Origin of the sequence: Calothrix sp. FACHB-168 (genome assembly GCF_963889195.1) — a bacterium.
GTDB lineage: Bacteria > Cyanobacteriota > Cyanobacteriia > Cyanobacteriales > Nostocaceae > Aulosira > Aulosira anomala_A.
The window spans coordinates 274,454-301,437 of the sequence record NZ_CAWPNJ010000052.1; the positions used below are offsets into that span (position 1 = coordinate 274,454).

The following is a 26,984-nucleotide window of genomic DNA, read 5'->3' on the forward strand; positions in this document are numbered from 1 at the left end:
TGGAATTTTTTAATACCTATGCCAGTTAAAGTTGGAGATACTGCGCCTGATTTCACCTTACCTGCGCAAACCGGCTCAACGGTAAGCTTAAGCGATTTTCGGGGCAAAAATGCTGTAGTTCTGTATTTTTATCCAAAAGACGACACGCCAGGATGTACTGCGGAATCCTGTGCTTTTCGCGATCAATATGAAGTGTTTAAAAACGCCGGCGCTGAAGTGATTGGTGTCAGTGGTGACTCTAGCGAGTCCCATCAAAAATTTGCGGCTAAGTACAATTTGCCCTTTATACTCTTAAGTGACAAAGGCGACCAAGTACGTAAACTCTACGGTGCAACAGCCGCCTTTGGTTTGTTTCCTGGTCGCGTGACTTATGTTATTGATTCACAGGGCGTTGTGCAATATGTCTTTGATTCAATGTTCAATTTTCAAGGTCACGTTGAAGAAGCATTGAAAACATTGCAACAATTAGTGAAGTAGGGCATGGGGCATTGGGCAATTCAATTTTAGATTTTGGATTTCCGATTTTGGATTAGGTTTCAATCTAAAATCCAAAATCTAAAATCTAAAATTCCCACGCCCTAGCCCCTAGCCCCTCATTTACTCGCAGAGGCTTTTTCTACAGTGGTATTAGCATGGGCTGTTTTGCCATTCTTGCTATGACCGTTGGTGTGGGCGTTGTTATGGCGGGGTTGAATGACGCCATAACCGCCGTGGTTACGTTCGTAAATGACGTTTATCTCATTAGTTTCCGAATTGAGGAACATATAAAAATCATGACCGACCAGTTGCAACTGTTCTAAAGCTTCGGCAACTGACATGGGTGGCATGGAGAAGTATTTTGTGCGGACGACTTCACTGGGGAGTTCGGGAGTGCGATCGCCAATTAAATCTCCAACTACTGGTTCTGGTACTACTACCTCGTTAGTTGGTTGAGTTTTCTTATCTTGTTTTCTTTCTTTGTATTTGCGCAATTGACGAGCAATTTTATCTGCTACTAAGTCAATGCTGGCATATAAGTTTTCGCTGCTTTCCTCGGCACGGATGACGTTACCATTGGCATATATGGTGACTTCAGCTGCTTGTTTATTAGAAGCAATTCGGGGATTGCGAGCTACGCTAAGGTGCACATCCACTTCGTTGGTGATGTTTTGAAAATGATTAACCGCCTTTTCTATCTTTTGATGCACATAATCCCGAATGGCGTCGGTGATTTCAATATTTTTGCCGTGGATGACAAGCTTCATGTAAACTCTCCCGCTCAATATTTATTTGATGTGTATTCGTTTTGTATGAAAGGGAAATGCGGTAAGGTCTATCACTGCCGCCAAAACAATCTCTGAAGTGTTTTGCTGTACTACCAATCTGCCTATCATGATTGTTGTATCTTATTTTACTATTGCGCGTTCCTGGGCAATATTTCTCTATGTTGATGCAGGTATCTCATTGGTTGTCAGTCAATTGATTACCTATGTGAAAACCCTGAATAAAGCAATCTGAACAGCATCTGTCTGACTTGCTTTGATTATGGGAGCTATGTTTAGCTAACTATTAGTTATTCTTTTTTCTCCTGGGTATTCGCTGGTGTTGCATAGAGAATGTTAAGGTTTTGATGCAAACAATTTGTTTAGACTTCATCAGCCAGTACATTTCTTCCTCTTGTTGTGGCGTGATGCTTATTGCAGAGAACTCCTCCTACACCCAGTTAGGTTATATATTCAAACTAGCATTTTGTATTTTCTAAAGTGGGTTCCGTTGATGTTCCTTTAAAATCCTTTGCATAGCTTGACATTTGTTGACCCTTACCCAGAGACTTGCAATATTTTTTGTCCCTCAAGTAGTTGATTTTTCGTGGCATCCGTAGTAATGAACCCCATGTCTTTGCATCGCTGTGTGTTATATAACCGAGGATTGTTACCTTACTTAGAAGCTTGGGAATGGCAGAGATCGCTAATGAGCGATCGCCTGAACAACCCCAATCTAGATGATGTGTTAATTCTCTTGGAGCATCCCCCTGTCTATACTTTGGGACAAGGAGCTAGTTTAGACTTTCTCAAATTTGACCTCAACAACAATAAATTTGATGTCCATAGAATTGAACGTGGCGGGGAAGTTACTTATCATTGTCCCGGTCAATTGGTGGGGTATCCGATTTTAAATCTGCAACGCTATCAAAAAGACCTGCATTGGTATTTGCGCCAGCTAGAAGAAGTTTTAATTCGGGTATTGGCAATTTATGGCTTAAAAGGCGATCGCATTCCTTCATTTACAGGTGTTTGGATCGAAGGACGTAAAGTCGCAGCCATTGGGATTAAAGTTAGCCGTTGGATTACCATGCACGGCTTTGCTTTAAATGTCTGTCCCGATCTCACAGGCTTTAAAGAAATTATTCCCTGTGGTATTGCTGATAAACCTGTAGCTAGTTTAGCTCAATGGATTCCAGGGATTACCTGCGAAGAAGTGCGTTTACATGTATCAAAATGTTTTGCAGAAGTGTTTGCTATAGAGTTTGTCAATCCTGATTTTTAGTTTTAATTGGTCATTGGTCATTGGTCATTGGCTGTATTTCCGTATTTAGTTATCAGGTATATGGTAAAATCACTGAGCTTATAAACAGATTTTATATTACATATAGTTTTTCACAATTACATCTACCTAACGATCTCAGTGTTTTCTTGTCGAAAAATTTATAAAAAGCGGCATAGTTTGGAAATTAAAATTTGATTGTGTAGAACATAAGCAACTACTGATACCAAATTATGAGTTTTGGCATGAGTCATCTTTACCAAAGGATTGTTGAAAATAATCACCTATTAAATATTTAACTTCAGTAGCGATAAATATTCAGTACAGATTGCGCTATGGCATAATTGCAGTGCAGGCTGCTGAATCAGTATCGATAAATCAACAGCATCAAATCGAACAAACCATATACTATATCTTTATATAGATTTGCAAGATCATGAATGAAATACTGAGAGTTGGTAACCGTACAATCACTGCTGATGAACTGATTCCTTTACTGGCAAGCTACCAAATGCTGCCACAGTTGCGCCGGGAATTGATTATTGATGAGGCGATCGCATCAGTTGACTGTACGCGAGAAGAAATCAATGCTGCTAAACAGCAGTTTTTGGCTGAGAGACAGTTAAAATCAGAAGCTGAACTCAAAGCTTGGATGGAATATCAAGGTCTCAGCATTAATCAACTAGAAGCCATAACCCTACGCAAGCTCAAAGTTGAAAAATTTAAGCAAATTACCTGGGGTAAAAAACTTGAATCCTATTTCTTTCAATCTAAATCCAGGCTAGACAAGGTAATTTATTCCCTGCTGCGTACCCAAGATATCGGAATTGCCCAAGAATTATATTTTCGCATTCAAGACAAAGAGCAAACCTTTGCCGAAGTAGCGAGACAATATTCCCAAGGCCCAGAAGCACAAACAGGTGGGTTAGTCGGCCCTGTGGAACTCAGCCAACTACATCCAGCAATGGCGCAACTACTCATGAACTCTCAACCAGGACAAGTTGTACCTCCCAACCGCATCGGCGAATGGTTTGTGATTGTGCAGTTAGAAAAATTTGTCACTGCACAACTAGATGATGCGATGAAAATGCGCCTGTTGAATGAACTGTTTGAAAATTGGATGAACGAACAGCAAAAGCAAATGATGTTATCTGCTAATTCAGTTGATGACAGTTCTTCTTTTAGCAAATCGGCGTAGTTTAGGAAGGGAAGGAGGACAAGGGGGACAAGGGAAGGAGGACAAATGACTATTGGGGACATCCAATTTTTTAAATACCCAATCAATAAATTTGTAGTGCGAGCGTCTCGCTCGCTGGTGTTCAAAAGCGAGCAAGATGCTCGCACTACGGGAGCATCCCAAATGTGCAAAAACGCCCTCACCCTATAAGGGTGGGGCTAGAAATACGAAGCCTGCCTACCCTTCGGGAACGTCTTCGACGAACGCAGGCTATCAAACTTTTAGCCGGCTTCGGCAGGCTTTGTTGGTATAGCAATACCCTAAAAGGGTATTGCGTCAAAATTGGGATGCTCCCCGCACTACGAAATATGGGTAATTTATTTTTTATAAGTCCCTTGACTATTGACTATTGACTGTTGACTGTTGACTTTTGCCCAATGCCCAATGCCCAATGCCCAATGCCCAATGCCCAATGCCCAATGCCCCATGCCCAAATTTAACTAAACTGCTGCGCATAAAATTTTGCATAGCGTCCGTGAAGTGCTAACAGTTCTTCATGGGTTCCAGATTCGACTATTTGCCCTTGTTCTAAAACTAAAATGCGATCGCATCTTTTGACTGTACTTAAGCGATGAGCAATAATAAATACAGTGCGGCTTTCCATCAGTCTTTCTAAAGCCTCTTGTACCAAGGCTTCTGACTCGGAATCTAGGGCTGAGGTAGCTTCATCGAGTATCAAAATTTGCGGGTTAAGAAGTACAGCACGAGCGATCGCAATTCTTTGTCTTTGTCCCCCGGATAAATTCATTCCTCTTTCGCCTACCCAAGTATCGTAACCCTCTGGTAGCTGGGTAATAAAGTTATGGGCGTTAGCAATTTTTGCAGCTTCGATAACTGCTGACATTTCAAAATATTCTTGTCCAAAGGCGATATTTTGGGCAATTGTGCCGGAAAACATCATAGTTTCTTGGGGAACGATACCGATTTGTCGCCGCAAACTGTTAAGGGTGACATCGCGAATATCTACGCCATCAATCAAGATTTGACCGGATACCGGATCGTAAAATCGGGGTAGCAGATTCACAAATGTAGTCTTACCAGCACCAGAAGCACCCACAAGAGCGATCGCTTGTCCGGGATATACTAATAAACTGATATCTTTTAATACAGGTTCGCCTGGTTTGTAAGCAAAAGCTACGCGATCGTATTCCACTTTACCTTGCACTGGCGGCAGAGCGATCGCATTTGGTTTTTCTAGTACAGTGGGTTGAATGGCTAATAATTCAAAAACTCGGTCAACGGAAGCTTCACCTTGTTTAAATTCATTGTAATTATTAGTAGTATGACCAATGGGGTCAATTAATAACGCTGCTGCTGTTAAATAGCTGAAAAATTCTCCCACAGTTAAATTGCGTTGGGAAATTTGCCAACCTCCCACCAATAACAGCGATAAAGCACTCACAGCTTCTAAAAATCCCACAATGGGGATTTGAATCGCCTTGAGTCTTTCTGCTGAGTATTTAGCTTTGAGACTGCGTTCGGCTTCATGGCTAAACCTAGCAATTTCGTAGTTTTCTGCCGCAAAAGCTTGAACTAAGCGAATTCCGCTAAAAACTTCCGTGAGAATAGCCGATAAACTAGAGATACGATTTTGACTGCGGCGAGAATATTTTTGTAACCGTTCCCCAAACCAGCCAATTAAAATTCCCATCAATGGCGCAACAATCACCGTTGCTAATGTCAGCTGCCAATTCAAGTAAATCATATAGATAGGAATTGCCAGCAATTGCAACACACAGGGAACTAAGTCATGAAATAATTTATTAACTACTTCTCCTACCCTGTCAACATCCTCAGTTAAGCGGTAAGATAAATCACCTGCTTTGGCTGTTTCAAAATAGCTTAAGTTCAGCTTTTGTAGATGAGAGTAGACTTGTTTGCGGAGATTAAAAGCTACTCTTAAAGCAGCTTGCGCCATGTAAATATCTTGTACAGACTGAAAAAACCCCCGCACTAGAAAGACGACAGCGCAGATTCCTGCTAATTGTGCGATCGCTACTACATTACCCTCTCCAAAAGGAACTGCCAATTTACCTGCAAGATTAATTAGCGTTAATGTAGCCAGCACATATCCCAAAATACCAATAAATCCCTTAATAATGGTTCGCCATTGGAGTTGAATATAGGGTAGCAGTTGCCAATAATTAGATCGCGTTTTCAAGCTGTCACATCCACAATAATCTTTTACTTTGTTTGACGCTATCAGTTTTTGCGGAGTTTCTGAAGACTTATTCCAGATTATCTGCAAAATTTTCTCTGGAGAAATCTAGATTTTTCCGTCATTTACGTAAAAAGACGCATATCTCCCATAAAACCAGCAGGTGGTTAATTAAGAAAGAACAGTATATGTACTATTTGATACTTTTAATCCATGAAATTATCCTGGAAAAGATGAAATGTTGTCAAAACCAAATATGTCTACCAAAGTAGCTTTTACAAACGCAGGAATCCGATTATTTGCACTTTTAACTTTAGCTAGCGGGTCATTCATGACAACATCGCTGTTAAAAGCAGCACCAGCAGCAGCAAGACCTTCATTACCTATGTATGTCCATTTTTTAGCAAGTTTTGAGAATGGAGCAATGCAGGCTGAATTAACAGTACCAGATCAAAATACTACTGTTACCATCAAGGGTACCAAATTGCGTCGATATGATGCTCATGTTGCCAAGATGTTTGAATTAACCAATCACGAATGTCAAACTACTCCCGGACGTGAGTGGAACAATATTGTTTGGCAGTATAGTGCAGGTGACGGCACAATTAATATGGGTTCTTTCAATATTACCTGCGCCCGTGCTCGTCAAGTTGCAGCTACTTACGGATTAGATCGCCCACAGCGTACAGAAGTTTACTATCACAAATCCAGAAATATAGTTAATGTACCGACTTTGAAGATATCAGGTAATAATGTCTCAAAGTGGTTGAAATTTGTACAAAGTTTTCCTCCAGAGTTTAATAATTAATTCCAAAAAGTCGGCGATAGAAACTAGACATGAATACAACACATTTGGCTTGAGAAAGTTGCCATGAATTTATATAAGATTAGTTGCAGTATTGGTTTGGCGCTAACAATTAGCTGTGGTGGACTAGGATTAGGTTTATCTACACCTGCTATTGCTCAAAGGTTGGTTAACCCTGGTGCTAAAAACGATAGTTGGAGACCAATTAAAATAATGGTTTTTAACCATCTGGTGCAAGATTTCAAAAAAAATAATATTCGTCTTAGCCGCAATGCAAAGATTGAAGTTTCATCATTAATTATCAGTGGAGACTGGCTAGTTACGAGTTATCTTATTGTTAGCCGTGAGAATCCTAATGGTTGGGCTGGTCAACTTTTATTTAAAAATGAGGGTAATCGTTGGGTATTTAAAGGTGATGGCAATTATATTCGAGATGTTAACACACTGATGAATTTTGGTGTACCGCGTCAGGAGGCAGAAACTCTCGCTAACGGGCCTGACGTTTAAAGCGGTACTAAATCATAGCTAATTTAGTATAAACGCACCTTCCCAGATGATAATCGCAATTTTTTCAGGTTTGAGCTAGCGATCGCATCCAATATATCAACCTTGGGAGTAACGTAAATACGCACCCAGAGAGAAGCTACTAAACACGATTTTTTGTTCACTATTAAGAAACAGGAGCAAGTGAACACATCAAATCAAAATGGTAGAAACTACGAATTCACAGCCAAATATTTATCTCAAAAGACGTAATCCATTACCTCTTTTAATCACTGGCTTATGTATTGGTTTAATTGCTGGTGCGCCTTTAGGCTGGTTTAGCCATCAATTTTATTATCGCTATCGTTCGGCTCAAGTTTTACTTTGTCGCCAACAAAACTTTGGACAAACAGAACCGCAGTTAAAAGCTGTATGTGGTTCTCTATATTAAGTTTTGTCATTTGTCATTTGTCATTTGTCATTATTTATTTAATCGGGAAATGAGAATCGGTTGAGTTATATAAAATCAATTAATGTCTGGCGATAGGTGTCTGGTAAACCTGTATCAAAATATTGACCTTTGATAGCGTAACCTGTTATGCCTTCTGCCTGACATAATTGATCTAAACATGTTGTTAACTGAAATTCACCCCGGTAGCGGGAATTTTCTGCAATGCTTTCTGCTAAAAAATCGAATATTTTTGGTGTCAATACATATAAACCAAATATACACAAAAATTCATCTTCTGCCATGCCTTCTACTCTTAAATTTTGGCGGGCATAATCAATACTGGGTTTTTCTGCTATTTGTGTGATTTTTAGCAGCGAGTTAAACTCTTGCCACACTCCGGTAACGCATCCCGCTTTATGAATAATCGCGGCTGGCATAATCGTTAAACTGACTACATTTTGATTTAATTGGGCGTAAAGTTCTACGATTTGTTGCGCACAAGATTTATCAATATGAGATTTATAAACATGATCGCCCAACATTAATAAAAATGGCTCATTCCCTACCCAATCTTTAGCACAAAATACTGCATGTCCATATCCTTCTTGCTCTTCCTGGGTTAATAGCACTACTTTTTTACCCAATTCTTGCAGATATTGGCTATATTCTTGATTAGATGGTGAGAGTTTTTGCCAAAGTTCTGGTGTGGGAGGATTTTTAAATAAATCTGCAAATACTCCTACATCATCAGGTTGAACAACGATACCTACTTCTGTAATCCCTGCACTAATTGCTTCTTCGACAATCGCTAAAATTATCGGTTTAGCTCTCCCATTCTCATCAATAATGGGGAAAAGTTCTTTTTTGACAACTTTGGTAGCTGGAAATAATCTTGTACCAAAACCAGCAGCCGGAATGACTGCTTTTCTTACTGGGTTTGTTTGCATATTTTAGTCATTTGTTAGAGACGCGATTCATCGCGTCTGTACAATTTTCATTTGTTAGAGACGCGATTCATCGCGTCTGTACAATTTTCATTAGTCATTAGTCATTTGTCGCTGTATTTCCTGATTATTTCATTGGGGGTGTTTACTAACCTCGACACTTAGACAGTAAATTTGCGGAAAATAATGTTAATTATATGTATTATTTAACGTTACATCTAAATTGTTTTGCGTAATTATGCAATTAACTTATGTGGAAAAATCAGAAATTTTGGGACTCTAGGATTAAAACAACTATATTTACAAGTTTACTAGGAGCGATCGCCTGTGGATGCACTAGCTTAACAACTCCCAATGTACAGCAAGAAAATAATGTAAATATTAACACTCCCACCTCAACAGCAGCACAGCAAGTCCAGAATGTTGGTTCTAGGGTGCAAGATTCCGCCAATCCGGTTGCAAAAATCACGCTTAAAGAAGGTATGCTGTATCGAACTGCGCGAGAGTTGGTGATGCAACAAGGTTGGCAACCTAATTTACAAGGCGATGCTCCCAATCTCCGAGATAATACTGTCAGAGAGTTGTTTGATTTTGGGTATAAAGAGGTGAAAGACTGTGCGGGAACAGGATTAGGCCCTTGTCGATTTGAGTTTACCAACAAAGCTGGAGAACTCTTGTGGATTTCGGCAATTATGGCTGATAGAACTAATACAGAACGAGTGATTTGGCGCTGGGGAATTGACAAGGGAACAAATAATCATCAGCAAGCTGTACCTTCTACCTCTGAAGCGAAACCACCCTTTATTGGTACTCGCTTGTTTAATTTTCTCAATGGTAATGGTACCGGTCAATCGATTGCGATCGCGCCTGATGGAACCACTATAGTTAAGCTTAACGGTAAATTTGAAACTTTAGTGCAATATCAAGGTAAATTTTCTAATCCCATCAAATTACAAGATGGCAGTGGCTTAGGATTACTTTTACAAGATAATAAAATTTATAGCCTATCACCTGATGGACAAATAGCAAGAGGCTGTAAAGGTGAAGGTACAATTTGTGAGTCATCTTTAATAGAAGTCTCATCCCCACGCATTATAGACGGGTTTTATGTCTTGGGAGGAACCGATCAAGGCTTGGAAGTAAAAGGCGAACAATATCGCTATTATGACGAGGGTGGAACTCAAGAATGGCGACCAACTTCTGAGTTAAATTCTATCAAAGAAGGTTTGGTATTTGATGGTAAAAATTATTGGTGTATTCCTCCCAGACGCGAAGTAGGCGTATGTTCTGCAAATGGCTGGGTTCCTTCAAGATAATTTACAAGTCCCTAATCTTATCTCGACCATAGAGACTAATTCTCAATCCAAAATCTAAAATCTAAAATCCAAAATGGTATTAGGGGCGGCTGTGTATAAAGCTTTCCCCGCACACCCGAAAATTTGGGTATGTTTGGGGATGCTTTTTTGAAGTTAAATAGTACAATTGTTCTAGTAGAAAACTTTATTTTCCAACTTCCACCAACTTAAGCGATCGCCTGCGAAATAGAAATAGCTAAGGCGATGGATTTGTAGTGCCAGGGAGTTTTTAGGAGGCTAAGATTTATGATCGCACAAGTACAGAGTGTAGTTCCCACCCCCGTTGACTCTAAAGCGATTACAAAATCAGAATTTGAGCAATATGTGGAAGAAAAGCCGAACGCCCTCAAAAGTGTTGGTGGAGAAAAATTTCCTTTACCTTCTTTAGGTGATGTTACCAAAACAATTTTACATCATGCCTTTTGGCTAGCGGAACAAAAACAGAAGCTTTCCCTCAGGCAGTACAAAAAGCTACTGGTTGATAGAGGTTGGCGCGGTGAAGAAAAAAAATATCTGAAAATTGCGGCGGTATTTGGTGAGTTTTCACCCCAAGATTTAGGACAAGTTGAACCTTTAACCGTATATCAGCTAGCAAATAACAGTAATAAATATCAGCCAGTTATCGATGCGCTGTTAGATTTAAGCGCCATTACTCAAGAAGCTGTACGTTCTTTAGTTAAAGAAAGTCGCAAACCCAAAGCGCCAAAACCAGAAAAACCAAGTATTTGGCGGCGGACAAAGAATGGTGGCAGATATTGCCAAATTCCGGCGATTCATGAAGAAGATGAGCGTACAGGGGTAACTTTGCAAAGCATGATTGATACAGAAGGTTTAAGCGCTCAACAAATCGTAGCCGAAGCAGTAGCCTTAAGAAAGGCATACCAGGAAGGTAAACTAGTTTTAGTCAACGAAGACAACGAAGACAACTAAGTCATCAAGTAAAAATAAGTAGTGCGAGCATCTTGCTCGCGCGGGCAAGATGCCCGCACTACAAATATTAAATTGTTCAACTTATTTTTACTCGACTCCTAATACAAAAATGGATCTAAATGTATAGTGGCTAGATATTGGCTTCAACTTTATGGTAGAAGTACAATCTTTGCTTCATCTCTACTATTAATACCGTAGAAATCAACCGCAGTCTAACTGCTGTGTATTATGGATTTTAAGTATCGGTGGAAAAATGGCAGAGCGCCCAGTCGAGATGAAGCAGCCAAGAATGAGCATTTGCTAGATGAGAGCCAGTTTAACAGTAAGGAAGACCATAAACTAGCTGAGGACATGGCAAGAAAGCATTTAAACGTACCTCTACACACTGTAGATGAAGACATTCCTGTATTACCGCACGCAGTTCCCCCTGAAGAAAAGCGGTAGTATTACTCATTTGCAACAAGAATGCGACAAATGGTAGGGGCATGGCAATGCCATGCCCTCTAGAATATATTGATATACCGCCAACATTATTTGAATTGGTATTACAGCATCTTCCTGTAAATAGACCACGCTGTAGGGGCACAGCACTGATAATCTTTTTGTACATACAATAATTTTACTAGTGCCGTGCCCCTACGACAGATTTGGTTCAAATAGGTGAAAACTGCTGTAAATGCGATCGCACTTTAGCAATTACCAATAACTTGTATTTATGCGTTTGAAAAACAAGAGTATTTGCTCTTATCTTGCGGAATGCATAGATTATAAGTAGCAGCGTGATATATATATGAGTGGGTATATGAGTATGTTCGATCGCTTAAGAGAAATTCATTATCAACAAGGTTGTCGCGATCGCGATGCTGGGTTATTGCCACAAATGCAAGGTTCGGTTTATTTGGAAGCTTATCTCCAAGGTAGACCACAAGGGTTAGATGGTATTATCCAATACTTTCCTTCTGTTGAGGCCTATATGCAATGGAAATTCAAAGATTTAGGGACTTCCAGAAAATAAATTATCCAAATCTAACTATTAGACTTTGGGCTAATTGCTTGATAAATGCGATCGCTGTATCCTGAGATATTTGAACTGGTGCAATATCAATAACTTGATTGCTGGGGCTTTAGGAGCAGACTATGAGAGAACAGGTAAGCCGGCACAAAAAAACTACTACAGGTTTCTCTATCCCCACTCTGAAAAACCCAGTACGCGGCTTCGGTTTAGACTCAGCGCCAACTTCACCCCCAGCAGCTTCTTTATTAGAACCCCTCAATCAGCCTCCAGGACACGACATTAGTCGCATATCACTAAGTCCACAAGCAAAACTCACACCAGATCAAACAGAAGAAGTTACAGAACAAACTGCTGAGTTAAATACCAATAATATCTCTCAGATGAACGCACCGGGAAGTGCCGCATCTATCCCAGGAAAAGAACTAGCCAATGAACAGCAAAAACCAGCAGAGTTGACGATGCAGCAGTTTGCTGATTCATCCCCAACAGTAGCTGAAGTACAAACTCCCAACAAAACTCTAGGGCACGACATTAGTCGAATTTCACTGCGGCGTCCCCAAACCAAAGCTCTCCTTGTTACACCTGCTAGCGAATCACTAATTCAGCGTCGAGAGAGTCCGCAGCAGCAAACCGAGCCAGAAAAACAAGGGACAGCAGAACCAGTAGCCAGTAAACCAGATACACAAAACCAGCCAGTCTCTCCAGATCCGACAGAAAAAAGCGTAGCAGCAGATACACCGCCACTGGCTGGAGGTGGTATGGGAAATTCACCGCCAGCAGATGGGAAACCTAATGTTAATGGAGACAAAGGTGGCGATAAAGCCGCACCAGAAAGCACTGTAGTTAATCAACAACCTACTACTAATATTAGTGCGGAAGACCCCGGACAAATTCTTGAGCAGTTAAAAAATACACCTCCCACCCAAGCTTTTACAACCTACAGCCAAGCGGAAACAGCTTCAGCTAAAGCATTAGAGAATCAAAAGAAACAGCTGCAAGCAACAATACCAGAAATTCCAGCGCCCACAGGCTTGACATCGCAAACTAATGTGGATGTGGCGAATAATTCAGCATCAACCACTCCACAATCGAAACAACCAGTTCCAGAACCAGGACAGCCAAATCCTGTATCTGGTAATATAGGAGCAAGTTTCGGTGGTGTCAGTAGTTTATTTTCTGCGATCGCGTCATCAACAACCCATCAAGGCCAAGACAGCAATCAAATCAGCACTAGTGCAGGAGAACGTCCCAAGCTAAATCTCACAGGAGATGCAGATCCAGCACAAATGAATGCAGAGCAGCAGCAATCCGCTTCACAAGTGCAACAAGCTAAAGCTCAGGCTAATAGTGAAACTTATCGCGATTTTGGTGAAAATAATATCTATCCTCAAGCCAGCAAAGAAATTCTCAAAGCAAATCAAGAAATTTCTCAAATTGCGCCTCCTTCTAGCCAAGGTGGTGAACTTCCTGTGATTTCTGAAGAAATTGCAGGTGGCTTAAATCAAGGTTTAACCCCTTATTATCAATCTAAAATTGCTCCAGAACAAGAGAAATATGCCGCAGGTAAGCAAAAGTTTGATTTAGATTCAGTCACCGCCCGCCAAAATGCCAATAAAGAGATTCAAAATCTCAATCAAGAAACTACCAATAAACAAATAGAAACCAAAAAATTAGCACAACAAGAAGTTGCTCAAGCCAAACAAAATTGGCAACAAGAAATAGATACTGCGGAAAAAGACTATCAAGAAAAAGCTGGTAAAGCAACTAAAGAACAACGCCAAAAAGTTGAAGAAGAAAAAACTAAAGGAGAGGCCCAAGCTGATCAGCACTTACAAGAAGCAGAACAGAAAGCCGAAGCTGAGAAGAAAAAAGCTGAAGACGAAGAAGCAAAAAAACGAGAAGAAGCAGAAAAAGAAAAGGAAAAACAATCGAATCAAAGCGGTTGGGATAAATTTTGGGGAGGAGTCACATCTTTCTTTAGTAGCATAGTTGAAGGACTCAAAACAGCTATTAACTTTATCTATGACAACTTACGCAAAGCAGTAAAATTTATTTTTGAGGCAGCTAAAAAATTAGCTATGGCTGCCATCGATCTAGCCCGTAATGTCATTGTCGGTATAATTCAAGGCTTGGGAGCAATTCTTAAAGGATTAGTGCAGATAGTCTTTGCTGCGTTCCCAGAAATATCTAAGAAATTTACCAATGCTATAGATCAAGCAGTTAACAAAGCTACAGAGGTAGTTAATGCTGCTGCTGACTTTTTGAAGAAAGCCGTTTCTAGCGTTCTGGATTTCTTAGCGAAAACTTTAGATACATTACTGGGATTAGTCCAAAGCCTGTACAATGGCGCTCTCACCGTGATTGGTATGCTCATCCGGGGAGAATTTGCCGAATTAGCCAAGCGTTTTAGTAACCTGATTGCAGGCGCTAAAGCAATGCCTCCTCAATTTGAAACCGCAGCTCTAGAAGAGCTGATGGGAGGTGAAGTTGACTTAGATAAACCTCTAGCACCAGAAGAACTCGCCCAAGCCCAAGCAATTGGGGTGAATATTCCGCATACAGAAGTTGAAGGTACACCACAAACTGGTGAAACCGCAGAGATGCCTAGCGCACCTTGGAGTGAAGAAAATGTTGGGGTGGATGCAGTTGAAGAAGATATGGAGCTTTCCCCAGAACTCACTGCAGAAGTCATGGAGCAAACCCAAGGTGAAGGGGAAATCATCCTTGCAGAATCTCAAGAAGAAAACCGCTCAATGGATGCAATTATCTCCGAAGCTGTTGGAGAACAACAGGTAGGAGAGCAACAAGAACCAGAACCAGAACAAATTCCCGATGATGGACTATCGCCAAGACAGCGAGCCAGCATTAAATGGGAAATGATGAAGCAAGGAATTAAGCAGTGGTTCTCTGATAACTGGCCTAAATTACTAGCTGGATTGATAGCAGCTGCTGCTGTGATTATTGCAGCAATTATTGCTTCCGGTGGTGCAATTTTATCTGCATTACCCATAATCATGGAAATTTTGACTGTAGTCTTTGCCGCAGAAGCTATAGCCAAAATTGGTGGACATCTGCGTGATTATCTTTCTAAATCTTGGGACGGCGATATTCAAAGCGGTGGTAAGAGTTTGGCTAAAGCGCTGGCTGCGGGAGCCATTGAAGTGATTATGTACTTAACTTTCAAAGCGGGAGAAGTAGCCGCCAAAGGAGCCAAAGCCGCCGCCAAAGGTTTAAAAACAGCTGCCAAGGGTGTAGCTAATGTTGCTAAAAGAGCTTATAGAGGAATCATCAAGGGTGCTAAATATCTCATTGAAAAAGGCAAAGTTCTTTTCAAGGGGATTGCTGGTACCAAGCTTGGTAACCAGTTTAAGCGACTGAGAAATTTTGGTGAAGCCTTGTTAGAGCGGATGCGGTTTAAAGCATTCCGCATTCGGGTGGCAAATGGCTGGTTCCGACTAGAAGGTTTAATTAATCCTTGGGTACTTATTGCGCAAGGGAAAATTACACAGGTTGAAAAAGGTACGGAAGGTGCTGTAGAAATTACTGACGATGCATTTAAAATGGTCAATGATTTTATGAATAAACGTGCCGGACTTAAAAATCCGGATGCAATTAAATTATTTGACCAAAAGTATAAAGCCATAGTGGGCGATGCCACCGATCCCAAAAAAATTAACAATTTTGAGCGTTATTTGAAATCTGTTATCAATAAAGGTGATGGCGATTTAGAAACCGGTTTCATAAAAGACTTAAATGCTAACAAGCAAGTTGAAGTTCCAACTAATCAGCGTTTTCGTTTTGGAGAAAGGGTTAAAGATCTCCCAAGGCTGCGTCAAGAAGCTGAAGATTTAATAGAGGAGATTAATGCTTGGTTAAGGACAGATCCTGGTATCAAGAGAGGAGAACGAATTATTAAGACGATTGATAATGATTTGAAAGGCCCGATGAAAAGAATGGAAGAAGGGATAGACGAAGCTAGTAAAGCTCGTGTTGAAGGCTTTGAGAACAATCTTAAAGGTGCTAGAAGTGAGTTTGAAAGGGCAAAAACAGCACCACCTGGCACAGAAATTGGTGGCTATATTAAATTTCAAGGTAAAAAGATTGAAATTGATCAAATACGTCCTGATGGAAAATGGATAAATGTGAAGAATTATGAACTTTTTGGGCTAAACAATCCGAAAATTGACGAATTGATTACCCAAGCAGAAATGAATTTGCGTGCTGCTGAAGCCAATTTAGTGAATGGTACTCCACCAACAGTTGTTTTTGATTTTCCCAAAGGTGTAACACCTGAAGTAGCAACAAGGCTGAGATCTATCCAATTGAATGGTCGTAATGTACAAGTTACTGGGCCAGAAATACCTTTACCACCATCACAATAATTGTATATAACTATGTTTTTCAAAACATTAGCTACAGCTTTCTTTATTGAGCATGGAAGTAATGATTTTTCACTAGAAAAATTGCTGACGCTGGCTAGAATGGAAAGTTTACAATACTTGAGTAAAGCTGAAAAGCTAGGATTAGGTATCAATGATCCCAACCAAGAAGTCATTTATGGAGTATGGAATGCATTTGGAGATGCTTGGGCTAGGCTTGATAGACTTGAATATCACAACTGCTTACAGATTTATTTTTCCCAAGACCACTTTCTTGACCTAATTCCCAATCTTCCAGACAATCAAAATTTACCTTTGGAAGAAGATCCTTTATTGCCATTAGCATATACTTTCCGCGATGCATGTGAAAAGATACCAGCAGAAGTTGCTTTTGTAGATACTCATGCTCATTATGGCGATGAGGCTTGGGAAAATAAGCAAGGTAATAAGGATTGGATTATTAATTATTATTTGATGCTCCTAGAATTAAATGTCAATGCACTAGCTGATGAACGATTTGGTCTTCTCTATTTGAATTATTACATGAATCAACTCTGGGACTCAAATACACTACGTGATGATCGTGACATGATACCTATTTCTGAAGGACGTTTAGTCTTTGCTGGACGAGGGACAGCACGGTGGTTGTAATCTTGAGATCTTTTGTCACTGTGGTAAAAAAACCTTATACAGCATTTTGGCTGGGAAGTTTATTTCCTAGCATTATAGTGAAAATCATGTCTTTTGCCTGAGGGACTTCTAAATAAGAAATGTCCTATCGCTGTCACGGAGAACTGGTATAACATTGATATCATGCGATCGCATATCCTGATAACCTGTGAATATCCAATCGCGCAAATTCAAGTGAATCATGGTGCAATCAGCGCAAAATCCAAATGCGATCGCTTTATACTTATTTGGTAGTAAGATCATCTATAGCGCGATCGCATCTTTTAGTCTTAATATGCTGATTAATCGCGGTGCATGAGTGGACGCAAACCGTTGAGTCCGGCTGCGATCGCGGAACCATTATGTATTACAGTGGCTGCTAGGGGGTGCATTCCTATGGTGGTGGCTAGTCCTAAGGCGGCTAAATTGGGAACGACAGCTAAACTAATATTTTGCCCAATGACGGTTTTGGTTTCGCGGGCGATCGCTATTGCATCGACAAAACTAGTTAAGTTATTATTCATCAGCACGACATCGGCGGTTTCTCTGGCTATTTCGGAACCATCACCAAAGGATATGGCTGCATCTGCATAAGCTAAGGCGGCGGAATCGTTTAAACCATCGCCGGTGTAACCTACTGTTTTACCTTCGGCTTTTAATTTCTGGATAATTGCGGCTTTGGTTTCGGGAAAGGCTTCGGCGTGAACGTTACTCAAGGGTATACCGAGTTTTTCTGCTACCATCTGTGCTTTGGTTTGGCTATCCCCAGTTAATAGATGAATTTCCATGCCATACTCTGTTTGTAATTGTTCTAGGATGGCGGAACTTTCGGGGCGTAGAGGATCTGTATAAGCAATGACTCCGGCAAATTCTCTGTTAACTGCTATATATAGTAAGGAATCATGGGCAGAGATCGGACAATTTAAGGTGTTTGTACAATCTTCTAGCTGACAGTGATGTTTGCGATCAAAACAAGTCAGGGGGATATTAAACTTAGATAATAAGCGATCGCTTCCTACTAATACCTCTTGACCATCAATTTGGGCAATTACGCCTAAACCGATTTCATAACTCCATTCCCCACGGGGTAAAATTTCTACATGCTGTTCTGCGGCATAGCGCATGACTGCTTCGGCTACTGGATGAGTTAATCTTTGTTCTGCGGCTGTGGCTAATTCTAATAATCTGCTGGTATATATCCGCTCTGCAACTGCTTCTACTGCTACTACTTGAATGTTACCTTGGGTCAAGGTACCGGTTTTATCAAAAACTAAAGTATCTACTTGTGCTAATTTTTCTAAAGCGCGACCGCTCCGAATCAGTACACCATGTCTGGTGGCATGAGTCAAGGCGGCTAAAAAGGTTGTGGGTAGGGAAACACGAATTCCGGTGACAAAATCTAGGGTCAAAATTGAGGCTGCTCTGGCAGGATTCCGGGTAGCAACTAATACTATGCCAGCAAATAATAGCGAAGGAATTACCGCTTTGTCGGCAATGGCGGCGGCGTAATTTCCCATGCGGGTATCATGAACCGGTGCTTGTTGAACTAACTCGATACTTGCACCAGCACGGGTAGCATTGCCTACTTTCTCGGTGTGAATGTAAATTTCTCCTTCCCTTACCAAGGTGGAAGCATATACAGTTTCGCCTATTTGCCGCAACACAGGCAGAGACTCACCTGTGAGTTTTTGTTGGTCAATTAATGCTTTACCGCGCAACACTTGACCATCTACGGGAATTTGCTCACCTGGATAGACAATGACTGTATCACCTTGTTGCACAGATGTGGCTTCAATTTGCTGTTTTTGTCCATCGGGTTGCAATACCCAAGCATAACGTCCCAGGGAGTCAAGGAGGTTAGAAGCGTTTTGTTCGGATACTCGCGCTGTGCGATCGCGAATCATATCACCAATTTCATGCAGAGTCATCACCAAAGCTGGGGTGAGGAGGTTTCCTTGGGCTGCGGTGAGGGAAATTGCCATAAAATCTAGGCAATCAATGTTTAATTTGCGGTTCTTGGTAATACTATTGTAGGCGCGTTTAGCAACAGGCCAAGCTGCGAGGCCGACAACGGAAGCAATTAAACTTTGGGGAATGGGAAGCCTTAAACCCAGTAACGCTAGCAAAACTGCAAAGGCTGGTAATTTAACACCTGCCTCTTCTGCTTCAGCTTCTTCTGGGCTGGTGGTATTTTGGGTAATAGGTGAGGTATTTGTGGCAAGTTGGAGCGATCGCACTATCTGTTTCAAAAAAGCGCGATTATAATTTTCACTCTGTTGATATTGAATCACAATTGATGCGGCTTGGCGATTGATGCGAATATCTGTGACTCTACTATCTGATTTTAAGAGTGTTTCTAACCGCCAGCCATAATCCCCATCTTCTGCTAACAAAGGAATGCGGAATCTTACCCGTCCTGGAATTGCATGGACGACAGAGTAAGTAATAGCAGTATTTTTTGCTTTTACTGCAATCTCCATATTATCTGGTAATTTTACTGCTAAAACCATCTAAACCTCCGCTCATAGTACTCCCGCCACACCGGAACGGTTGGCGGTGATGGGGAATTGCGCTTGGGATTGAAGGGGTTCAATGCCCCTTCAATCATCAGGATTGTTTTGCTTCTCAACATAAGATTGAAGTTGTTCAAGGGTGACACCACCGCAGGATGCGACAAAATAAGCACCTGTCCAAAAGACTGGTTTTTTATAAAATTGATTGACTTGTTCATTGAACTCTTTGCGAATTAAGCGACTAGATACAGTTTTGAGATTGTTAACTAACTTGCTCACTTCGACATCTGGCAGATAACTAATAACTAAGTGAACATGATCTGACTGTGCGTTAAACTCCGTTACCTTGCTTCTCCACTTAGCACAAGTGGTTTCAAATATCTCTTTGAGTCGATTAAGTATTGACTGGTTGATTACTTTTCTACGGTATTTTGTCACCAACACTAAATTAATATTTAAGCTATAAACTGCCCTATGGCTTACGTTGTAACTCATTCCACTAAATCGTACTATGAGTATATGTTACTCACTTACCAGTACAAACTCAACCCCACACCACAGCAGGTTGTCACGATGGAAACCTGGGGTGAGTTACTGCGCCGTCACTACAACTATGCACTAGGGCAAAGACTGGATTGGTTAAACCGCACAAGGTCACAGATTGACCGTTGTAGTTTGGTTCGTGAGCCAATTGGCGAGATACCACAAAAAGTTGACTACTACACACAAGCATCTGATCTCAAGCAAACCAAGGATCTGTTCCCCGAATATAAAAACATCTACGCCGACTGCCAACAACAAAACCTGATGAGGTTAGACAAGGCGTGGAAGCGGTGGTTAATGCCAGATAAAAACGGCAAGCGGGGAGGACGACCAAGATTTAAAAAGCGTGGTGATATTTGTTCGTTCACTTTCCCCCGTGTTAACTGTGCTAAAGCAGGCGCACATCTAGTTGGCAACATTCTCAAACTCTCTAAGATTGGTAAGATTGAGGTTATTTTGCACAGGCCAATCCCAGACGGTTTTGAGATTAAGCAAGCAACTATTCTCAGGAAAGCTGATGGTTGGTATGTCAGCTTTTCTCTGGAAGATAAAACCTTACCAGAACCGATACCTATTGATGGAATTAAAACTGCTACTGGCATAGATGTTGGACTGGAAAAATTCTTAACAACTGCTGATGGAAAAAGCATTGAAGTACCGCAGTATTACCGCAAAGCGCAGTCGGCTTTAGCTCGTCAACAACGCAAGCTTGCAAGGTCTACCAAGGGGTCTAAAAACTACCAAAAACAGGCGAACAAGGTAGCTAAAATTCACTTGCACGTTGCAAGACAAAGGAAAGAGTTTCATTATCAAGTTGCTCATTGGTTGGTTAATTCCTATGACTTAATTGTTTTTGAAAACCTGAATATTAAAGGACTAGCTAGAACACGACTAGCGAAGTCGATACTCGATGTTGCCTGGGGTGCGTTCCTCCAAATCATGCAAGCAGTAGCGGTAAGACGCGGCAAGCATACAAGAGGCGTTGACCCTAGAGGGACTAGTATTAATTGTTCAGGGTGTGGCGCAAGAGTTGAGAAAACGCTCTTCGTTCGTGTTCATAGTTGTTCTTGTGGACTGGTTATTGACCGCGACTGGAACAGCGCACTTAATCTTTTAAAACATGGGTCGGTTGGACTACCGATTCCTGGCTGTGGAGGCTTAGGGGATGCCCAGCCTGTGAAGCAGCAAGTTTCATTTGTAAATTTGAGATGCTCCCACTAACCGCAAGCGGTGTAGTGGGAGAGTTGTCACATCGTCATCCTCTCTTTTGGCAGACAATGGCTCAGAGTTAACAAGCTCAATCAATTGTGAATTAATTCCAACCATTAAAGTGGGAGTATTTCAAATTGGCAACTCTCGATTTAAGTTAGCGCTCCTACCTAAATCTCAAATTTAAAATTCCCCAGTTCTAACTTAAGTTTTAATATATCCTCTGTGCCCATAGGGATTCTTTATCCTATCAAAAGTTGCATTCTGATGCCTAGCGAAACCCTAATTTTTCTGATGATTTTATACAATAACAATTATTTTGATTATTTTTACAAAAACTTTTCTGCATCTGACTAACTTTTTATTTGCAAAAAGTTAAGAATCGTGATTAATGAATATATTTCTTTACATAAAGATTACAGCAATTTTCAGGTACATAGACCACATTGTAGGGGCACGGCATCCACAATCTTCTCGGATATACAATAATCTTACTGGTGCCGTGCCCCTACTACGATTGTGGTTTAAATGCATGAAAACTGCTGTAAGTTTAAGAGTTAAGCAATAACTCTCTAAAAGTTTTATTTCTCTGTGTCCTCTGTGTCCTCTGTGGTTTAATTTCCCGTAACTTTTGCGTAAGTCTTGAAGTTTCTCTCACGTTCTGATGCAAAGCTTTGAGTCTTGTTGAAGCGGAACTGCAATCTGCGCCATTCATTTTTAAGATTAGGAAGAAATGAACCACAGAGGACACAGCGAAAAGTCTGAGCGGAGGTTTCCTCCGATCAGAACTTTTCAAGACAGAGTTCACAGAGGAAAAAAGATGAAAAGACACCGAAATTTAACCATATTTTCCAGCTTGTGAGAGTTGAGTATGCAAAATTATGTATAACTTTTAAGTTATATAAACAAAGAACAAGAAATAATAGCAAAATTTACGGATTATCAAATTATTCTCAAGAACGAATCTTATTGAGAAAAGAATCGGGTATGATTAAAGCTATCGTGAATGTCTGAATTGGTGCAGCTATTAACTAATGACAACAACCATCAGTAGTCACAATTTAAGTACGCCGTTAAATGATTATCCTGACTTAACTTCTGAGCAGAATTTCTGTGATGAAATATCAGCGCAGGAACATGGTAATCAAGTAGTTGAGCAGGTAAAATTACAAGTAATTCATGCAACTGCTGGACGGCTACGTATCCGGTCTAACGATGGGAATTGGAATTGCCAAATAGAGCAACTTTGCCAAGACTTAAAACAGCAGAATTGGCTATTAGATATTCAGCATAATCAACAACGGGGTAGTGTAATTTTTACCTTTGATGAAAATCAGGTTTCTTTACCCCAGGTGTTGAAAATATTAACAGAATTTGATGTTAGCTATTCTCCCTCAGTAAATAAAGTAGATTTGACTGATTTTAAATCTCTGGGATTCTGGCAAAAGCAATCAATGGCGGTGATACCGTTGCTGGCTGGGTTAGCATTCACAAGAGGTTTGAGAGTTAGAGGCTTACCAGCAATTTTAATTTATATGCTGGTGGCAGATGCAACTCGCTGGGTAATAGACTCTGTAGAACCGGGTTTGTTGCTGGCTGTAATTGCAAAAACTGCCGAGAAATTCACGGAAAAAGAAATACCGCTACGAGGATTTACAAAAGTGGCGAACAAGTCTCTTCAAGAAATAGCTAAACCGGGAAAACTAAGTTATCAAGTTGTCCATCAAATTCCTGGGAGAATTCGCTTTCATGTTGAGCAACTGACTAAAGATTCCGCCTATGGTAAAAAATTAGAGAGTATTCTCAAAGCTGATGGAGAAGTTATTAATTTTCGGGTGAACTATCAAGCAAGTTCAGTAGTAATTAATTATCATCATTCAGAAACGAGTTTAGATTATTGGTTACACTTGCTTGAATCGGCTTTACCACCAGAGATAGCACCAGAAATATTAGTGTCACCGCCAGAAGCGCAGCCATTAACAACGCCGTCAGCAGAAACAAATATAGAGTTAGATTTATCAAAAATCTGGGTTGATTTAAAGCCTTCAATGATGTCTTATTCTTTAGGCTTGATGGCGAACTTTCCTTTATGACGCTTCCAATGGGCGAAAGGAATGGTAAAGTGAAAATTCCACTCGAATCGTTAGTAGCAGCTAGTCCCTTAGAGGATTTAGGGAAAAGCAATGGTAAAGTTGTCCAACTTCCTGTAGCTAGTAACCAAAATTCCCCTGATCAAAATTATCAAGTTGTTCATGGGATACCGGGAAGATTAAGGTTACGAGTGCCAAATTTACGGCATGATGCACAATATACTTCCAGACTGCAAGGTTTATTAACAGCAGAACCTTTAATTACTAGTTTTCGCATCAACTCAATCGCCGCATCTTTAGTTATTACCTATCAACCCAACGTAGTTAATGACAACAAAATGCGCTGCTGTTTGGGTAAGTTGCTGCTAGCTGCTAGACAAATTTCTGTAACTTCTCAACCTACGCCATCAACTAACGCACAACAAATAGCTGAATCTAGCTTATCACTACCAGTGTTAGCTACAGGTTTAGCTATCTGCGAGAGGATGTTTGGTTTACCAATTCCGCCAATTTTGCGGGTGGGAACTCTTGCTGTAGCTAGTTTATCTGTTTTGCAACGAGCTGTTACAGGAATTGTCAGACAGCAAAAACTCACAATTGATGTGTTGGATTGTTTAGCGATCGCAATTACCACTGCTCAAGGTCATTTTCTCACACCAGCCCTAATGTTGAGTTTAATTGCTATTGGCGAAAATATCCGCGATCGCACTGCACGTACTTCCCAACTGCAAACATTAGATTTACTCAGTTGTTTAGGACAATTTGTCTGGGTAGAAAGAAATGGAGAAAAGGCGCAAATTCCCATTCAAGATGTGCAAACAGGCGATACTGTCATCGTTTATCCTGGGGAACAAGTGCCCGTGGATGGCACAATCATTAAAGGAAAAGCCTTACTAGATGAGCAAAAACTTACTGGTGAATCCATACCCAGCTTAAAAACCAAAGGACAACGAGTATTCGCTTCTACCTTGGTAAGGGAAGGGAGAATTTATATCTTAGTTGAAAGCACAGGCGATGATACCCGTGCTGGACAAAGTATCAAATTCATGGAAGCAGCACCAGTCCATGATACCCGCATGGAAAACTATGCAACCACGATCGCCGATAAAGCTGTATTGCCAACTTTGCTACTAGCAGCAGCAGTATTTTCACTAACAAGAAACGCCGCCAGAGCCGCCAGCATCCTTACCTTAGATTTTGCTACAGGAATTCGCGTGGCAATTCCCACAGTAGTTTTAGCCTCTTTGAGCTATGCTGCTAAACAAGGAATTCTGATTCGCAGTGGTCGAGCCTTAGAACAACTGGCACAAATTGATACTATTGTTTTTGATAAAACAGGGACGCTAACAAAAGGCGAAGCAGAGGTGATTAATGTAGAAAGTTGTCATCCCGATGTTTCCCAATGGCGAGTTTTAGCATTAGCCGCAGCAGCAGAACAAAGATTAACTCATCCAGTAGCGGCAGCGATAATTCGTTACGCCCAGGCGCAAGGTGTGAATATACCCCAGCGCAGTCAATGGCATTATCAACTAGGCTTAGGTGTAGAAGCAATTATCGATGGTGAAACTGTCTATGTAGGGAGCGATCGCTTTTTACGTCAACAAGGCGTAGATATGTCATCCCTAACTAAACAATATCATCTCGCAGAGTCGACAATATATGTTGCTAGCAACCAGGAATTACAGGGTATAATTACTTATAAAGATGTCTTACGCAATGAAAGCCCTGACGTAATTCATCAGTTGTTAAAGGTAGAAGGCATAGATGTGCATCTGCTTACCGGAGACAACCAGCAGATAGCCAACGCCGTAGCAGCAGAATTGGGAATACCGCCATCGCATACCCACGCAGAAGCCTTTCCCGCACAAAAAGCCGCTATCGTCCAGCAACTACACAACCAAGGTAGAACAGTCGCCTTTGTTGGCGATGGAATTAATGATTCACCAGCTTTAGCTTACGCCGATGTTTCCGTATCCTTTGCCAATGGTTCCGAGATTGCACGGGAGACAGCAGATATAGTGTTAATGCAGAATGATTTGCATGGTTTGTTAACAGCGATCGCCATTGCCCATCAAGCCAAGCAACTGATTCAGCAAAATATCGCCATTGTCACTATACCAAATTTGGCAGGATTAGCGATCGCCGCTTTATTTGGACTCAACCCCCTAGCCGCAACCATAGTCAACAACGGTTCCACCGTAGTTGCAGGAGTCAACGGTTTAAGGCCAATCCTCACAAATTCCTCATCCCAAATCCGCGATACTGCCGCTAGCAAACATTCATCCCCATATTCCCCACCAGGAGGTTTATAAAAATATGCCTAAAATTACAGATTTAATGGAAAATGCAGGTAGACCTGGACTAATCGCTGGTATTGGTGCAGTATTATTAGCACCGGTTATTTTGCCAGTTGTCGCCGGTATTGGTAAACCCGTAGCTAAATCTATTATTAAAGGTGGAATCCTCGCCTACGAAAAAAGCAAAGGTGCTTTCGCTGAACTCGGTGAAACCTGGGAAGACATCGTTGCTGAAGCCAAAGCCGAAATCGCCGAAAGTCAATATCAACGTGTATTTGAACCAGGTGCTAATGTTGTGGAAAATCACCACAAAGATTAATACGGCGCATGGGGAAGGGGGATAAAAAATTCAAAATTCTCTCTTGGAAAGTTCTGTTCGCCGGAAGCCGGCGCTCAGACTTTCCGCAAAATTCAAAATTACAGCAGTTTTCACCTATTTGAACCACATCTGTCGTAGTAGGGGCACGGCAACAGTAAAATTATTGTATGTACCAAAAGATTGTCGGTGCCGTGCCCCTACATAGTGGTCTATTTACAGGAAGATGCTGTAATACCAATTTCAATAATCTTTGCGACACATCAAAATGTTCTAGAGGGCATGGCATTGCCAGTGCCCCTACAATCTGTCGCATTCTTTTTTCCAATTGGTATAAGAACTCTATATTGAATTTTAACTTTTGCCCCATGCCCCATGCCCCATGCCCCATGCCCATTTTCAACCAAAACTATGGTAATTATTCCCCAGAAACAACAAATTAGCCATCCAGCACTCGCTGATACACTGATAGCTACCCAAATTATTAGCGATACTCCGGGAAGGTTGCGGTTGAGAATTGCACCTAGCCATCGTCAATCTGAGATAATGCAACAAATTGTCAATTTTCTAGAGACGCAACCGTACATTATTCAGGTAAAAACCAACTTGCATCAAGGTAGCATTCTCATCAATTATGCTGAGAATGTTACTTTAGCTGTTGTTTTCGCATCTCTGCAAAAACTTGGTATGAATTTTACAAACTATATACCAAGAAATACTAAAGCAGCTATATATGTAAGAAAATCTGTAATAGCTGTAAATAATAAGTTTGCCCGCGCTACAGATAGTACAGTTGATTTACGATTATTGTTCCCTTTAGGACTAAGTATATTATCTTTAAGACAGTTGATTATTAAAGGGATGCAATTAGATATGATTCCTTGGTATGTCTTAGCATGGTATGCCTTTGATAGCTTCTTGAAACTCAATAATGTTAATTCGCAAAATCCCTATTCTCAGCTAAATTTGACATCCTCTCCCGCTAATTGCAAGCAATGTAGCGGGAGATTCCAACATTACTGTTGAATTTTCCTCTTTCTTTGAGATGATTTACTCAAAGAAGTTGC

22 protein-coding genes are annotated in these 26,984 nt (G+C 40.9%); 17 read left to right on the plus strand and 5 right to left on the minus strand.

Features of this window, described 5'->3' with window-relative positions; all coding sequences use genetic code 11:
• Nucleotides 1-18: 18 nt before the first annotated feature.
• Nucleotides 19-477 carry a peroxiredoxin gene (locus tag AACW45_RS28575; protein ID WP_190629570.1) on the plus strand — a complete coding sequence of 153 codons (459 nt, stop codon included), beginning with the start codon at nucleotides 19-21 and terminating at the stop codon, nucleotides 475-477.
• A gap of 116 nt (nucleotides 478-593) precedes the next feature.
• Here the strand turns inward: AACW45_RS28575 and hpf are convergent, their stop codons facing one another.
• Nucleotides 594-1,244, minus strand: coding sequence for a ribosome hibernation-promoting factor, HPF/YfiA family (hpf, locus tag AACW45_RS28580; protein ID WP_190629572.1), 651 nt, complete (start codon nucleotides 1,242-1,244; stop codon nucleotides 594-596).
• 619 nt (nucleotides 1,245-1,863) lie between these two features.
• Between hpf and lipB the strand changes: the two genes are divergently transcribed.
• Together lipB and AACW45_RS28590 are read left to right on the plus strand one after the other, a co-directional pair.
• Nucleotides 1,864-2,526, plus strand: coding sequence for a lipoyl(octanoyl) transferase LipB (gene lipB / locus AACW45_RS28585; protein WP_190629629.1), 663 nt, complete (start codon nucleotides 1,864-1,866; stop codon nucleotides 2,524-2,526).
• Nucleotides 2,527-2,959: 433 nt separating this feature from the next.
• Entirely contained in the window at nucleotides 2,960-3,721 is a 762-nt protein-coding gene (locus tag AACW45_RS28590; RefSeq protein ID WP_190629574.1) for a peptidylprolyl isomerase, read from the plus strand.
• A gap of 475 nt (nucleotides 3,722-4,196) precedes the next feature.
• Here the strand turns inward: AACW45_RS28590 and AACW45_RS28595 are convergent, their stop codons facing one another.
• On the minus strand, nucleotides 4,197-5,921 hold the full coding sequence (locus AACW45_RS28595; protein WP_190629576.1) for an ABC transporter ATP-binding protein: 1,725 nt from the start codon (nucleotides 5,919-5,921) through the stop codon (nucleotides 4,197-4,199).
• Nucleotides 5,922-6,156: 235 nt separating this feature from the next.
• Between AACW45_RS28595 and AACW45_RS28600 the strand changes: the two genes are divergently transcribed.
• The 3 genes from AACW45_RS28600 (at nucleotide 6,157) to AACW45_RS28610 (ending at nucleotide 7,657) form a co-directional block, all read left to right on the plus strand.
• Nucleotides 6,157-6,726, plus strand: coding sequence for a hypothetical protein (locus AACW45_RS28600; RefSeq protein WP_190629578.1), 570 nt, complete (start codon nucleotides 6,157-6,159; stop codon nucleotides 6,724-6,726).
• 63 nt (nucleotides 6,727-6,789) lie between these two features.
• Complete coding sequence (locus AACW45_RS28605) at nucleotides 6,790-7,230, plus strand: hypothetical protein (protein WP_190629580.1); 441 nt, start codon at nucleotides 6,790-6,792, stop codon at nucleotides 7,228-7,230.
• A 199-nt stretch (nucleotides 7,231-7,429) separates the two neighbouring features.
• A complete protein-coding gene (locus tag AACW45_RS28610; protein WP_190548048.1) occupies nucleotides 7,430-7,657 on the plus strand; it encodes a hypothetical protein in 228 nt (75 codons plus the stop codon).
• Between the two features lie 65 nt (nucleotides 7,658-7,722).
• On the opposite strand, the gene AACW45_RS28615 is transcribed toward AACW45_RS28610, so the two are convergent.
• The gene (locus AACW45_RS28615) at nucleotides 7,723-8,604 is read right to left on the minus strand and encodes a UTP--glucose-1-phosphate uridylyltransferase (protein ID WP_190629582.1); all 882 of its coding nucleotides are present in this window, start codon (nucleotides 8,602-8,604) and stop codon (nucleotides 7,723-7,725) included.
• A gap of 248 nt (nucleotides 8,605-8,852) precedes the next feature.
• On the opposite strand from AACW45_RS28615, the gene AACW45_RS28620 reads away from it, so the two are divergent.
• The 6 genes from AACW45_RS28620 to AACW45_RS28645 all read left to right on the plus strand — a co-directional run bounded on the left by AACW45_RS28620 (nucleotide 8,853) and on the right by AACW45_RS28645 (nucleotide 16,931).
• On the plus strand, nucleotides 8,853-9,917 hold the full coding sequence (locus AACW45_RS28620) for a hypothetical protein (protein WP_190629584.1): 1,065 nt from the start codon (nucleotides 8,853-8,855) through the stop codon (nucleotides 9,915-9,917).
• Between the two features lie 285 nt (nucleotides 9,918-10,202).
• The gene (locus tag AACW45_RS28625) at nucleotides 10,203-10,886 is read left to right on the plus strand and encodes a hypothetical protein (protein ID WP_190629585.1); all 684 of its coding nucleotides are present in this window, start codon (nucleotides 10,203-10,205) and stop codon (nucleotides 10,884-10,886) included.
• Nucleotides 10,887-11,114: 228 nt separating this feature from the next.
• Nucleotides 11,115-11,330, plus strand: a complete 216-nt coding sequence (locus tag AACW45_RS28630) for a bromodomain-containing protein (protein ID WP_190629587.1) — start codon at nucleotides 11,115-11,117, stop codon at nucleotides 11,328-11,330.
• 346 nt (nucleotides 11,331-11,676) lie between these two features.
• Nucleotides 11,677-11,901 (plus strand): hypothetical protein, encoded by a 225-nt coding sequence (locus tag AACW45_RS28635; protein ID WP_199330982.1) that lies wholly within the window; start codon nucleotides 11,677-11,679, stop codon nucleotides 11,899-11,901.
• A gap of 122 nt (nucleotides 11,902-12,023) precedes the next feature.
• On the plus strand, nucleotides 12,024-16,283 hold the full coding sequence (locus tag AACW45_RS28640) for a hypothetical protein (protein ID WP_190629590.1): 4,260 nt from the start codon (nucleotides 12,024-12,026) through the stop codon (nucleotides 16,281-16,283).
• Nucleotides 16,284-16,295: 12 nt separating this feature from the next.
• Complete coding sequence (locus AACW45_RS28645; protein WP_190629591.1) at nucleotides 16,296-16,931, plus strand: hypothetical protein; 636 nt, start codon at nucleotides 16,296-16,298, stop codon at nucleotides 16,929-16,931.
• 320 nt (nucleotides 16,932-17,251) lie between these two features.
• Here the strand turns inward: AACW45_RS28645 and AACW45_RS28650 are convergent, their stop codons facing one another.
• Both AACW45_RS28650 and tnpA read right to left on the minus strand, forming a co-directional pair.
• Nucleotides 17,252-19,459 (minus strand): heavy metal translocating P-type ATPase, encoded by a 2,208-nt coding sequence (locus tag AACW45_RS28650; RefSeq protein ID WP_190629593.1) that lies wholly within the window; start codon nucleotides 19,457-19,459, stop codon nucleotides 17,252-17,254.
• A gap of 90 nt (nucleotides 19,460-19,549) precedes the next feature.
• A complete protein-coding gene (gene tnpA, locus AACW45_RS28655; RefSeq protein WP_190629598.1) occupies nucleotides 19,550-19,957 on the minus strand; it encodes an IS200/IS605 family transposase in 408 nt (135 codons plus the stop codon).
• A gap of 24 nt (nucleotides 19,958-19,981) precedes the next feature.
• Here tnpA and AACW45_RS28660 point away from each other — a divergent pair, with 24 nt between their 5' ends.
• The 5 genes from AACW45_RS28660 (at nucleotide 19,982) to AACW45_RS28680 (ending at nucleotide 26,943) form a co-directional block, all read left to right on the plus strand.
• Nucleotides 19,982-21,226 carry an RNA-guided endonuclease InsQ/TnpB family protein gene (locus AACW45_RS28660; protein ID WP_190629600.1) on the plus strand — a complete coding sequence of 415 codons (1,245 nt, stop codon included), beginning with the start codon at nucleotides 19,982-19,984 and terminating at the stop codon, nucleotides 21,224-21,226.
• 1,022 nt (nucleotides 21,227-22,248) lie between these two features.
• Complete coding sequence (locus AACW45_RS28665) at nucleotides 22,249-23,307, plus strand: HMA2 domain-containing protein (RefSeq protein WP_190629602.1); 1,059 nt, start codon at nucleotides 22,249-22,251, stop codon at nucleotides 23,305-23,307.
• A gap of 8 nt (nucleotides 23,308-23,315) precedes the next feature.
• Nucleotides 23,316-25,616 carry a heavy metal translocating P-type ATPase gene (locus AACW45_RS28670; RefSeq protein ID WP_190629634.1) on the plus strand — a complete coding sequence of 767 codons (2,301 nt, stop codon included), beginning with the start codon at nucleotides 23,316-23,318 and terminating at the stop codon, nucleotides 25,614-25,616.
• Nucleotides 25,617-25,620: 4 nt separating this feature from the next.
• Nucleotides 25,621-25,920: a DUF5132 domain-containing protein gene (locus tag AACW45_RS28675; RefSeq protein ID WP_190629604.1), complete on the plus strand. Its 300-nt coding sequence runs from the start codon at nucleotides 25,621-25,623 to the stop codon at nucleotides 25,918-25,920.
• 372 nt (nucleotides 25,921-26,292) lie between these two features.
• Entirely contained in the window at nucleotides 26,293-26,943 is a 651-nt protein-coding gene (locus AACW45_RS28680; protein WP_190629606.1) for an HMA2 domain-containing protein, read from the plus strand.
• Nucleotides 26,944-26,984: the final 41 nt, after the last annotated feature.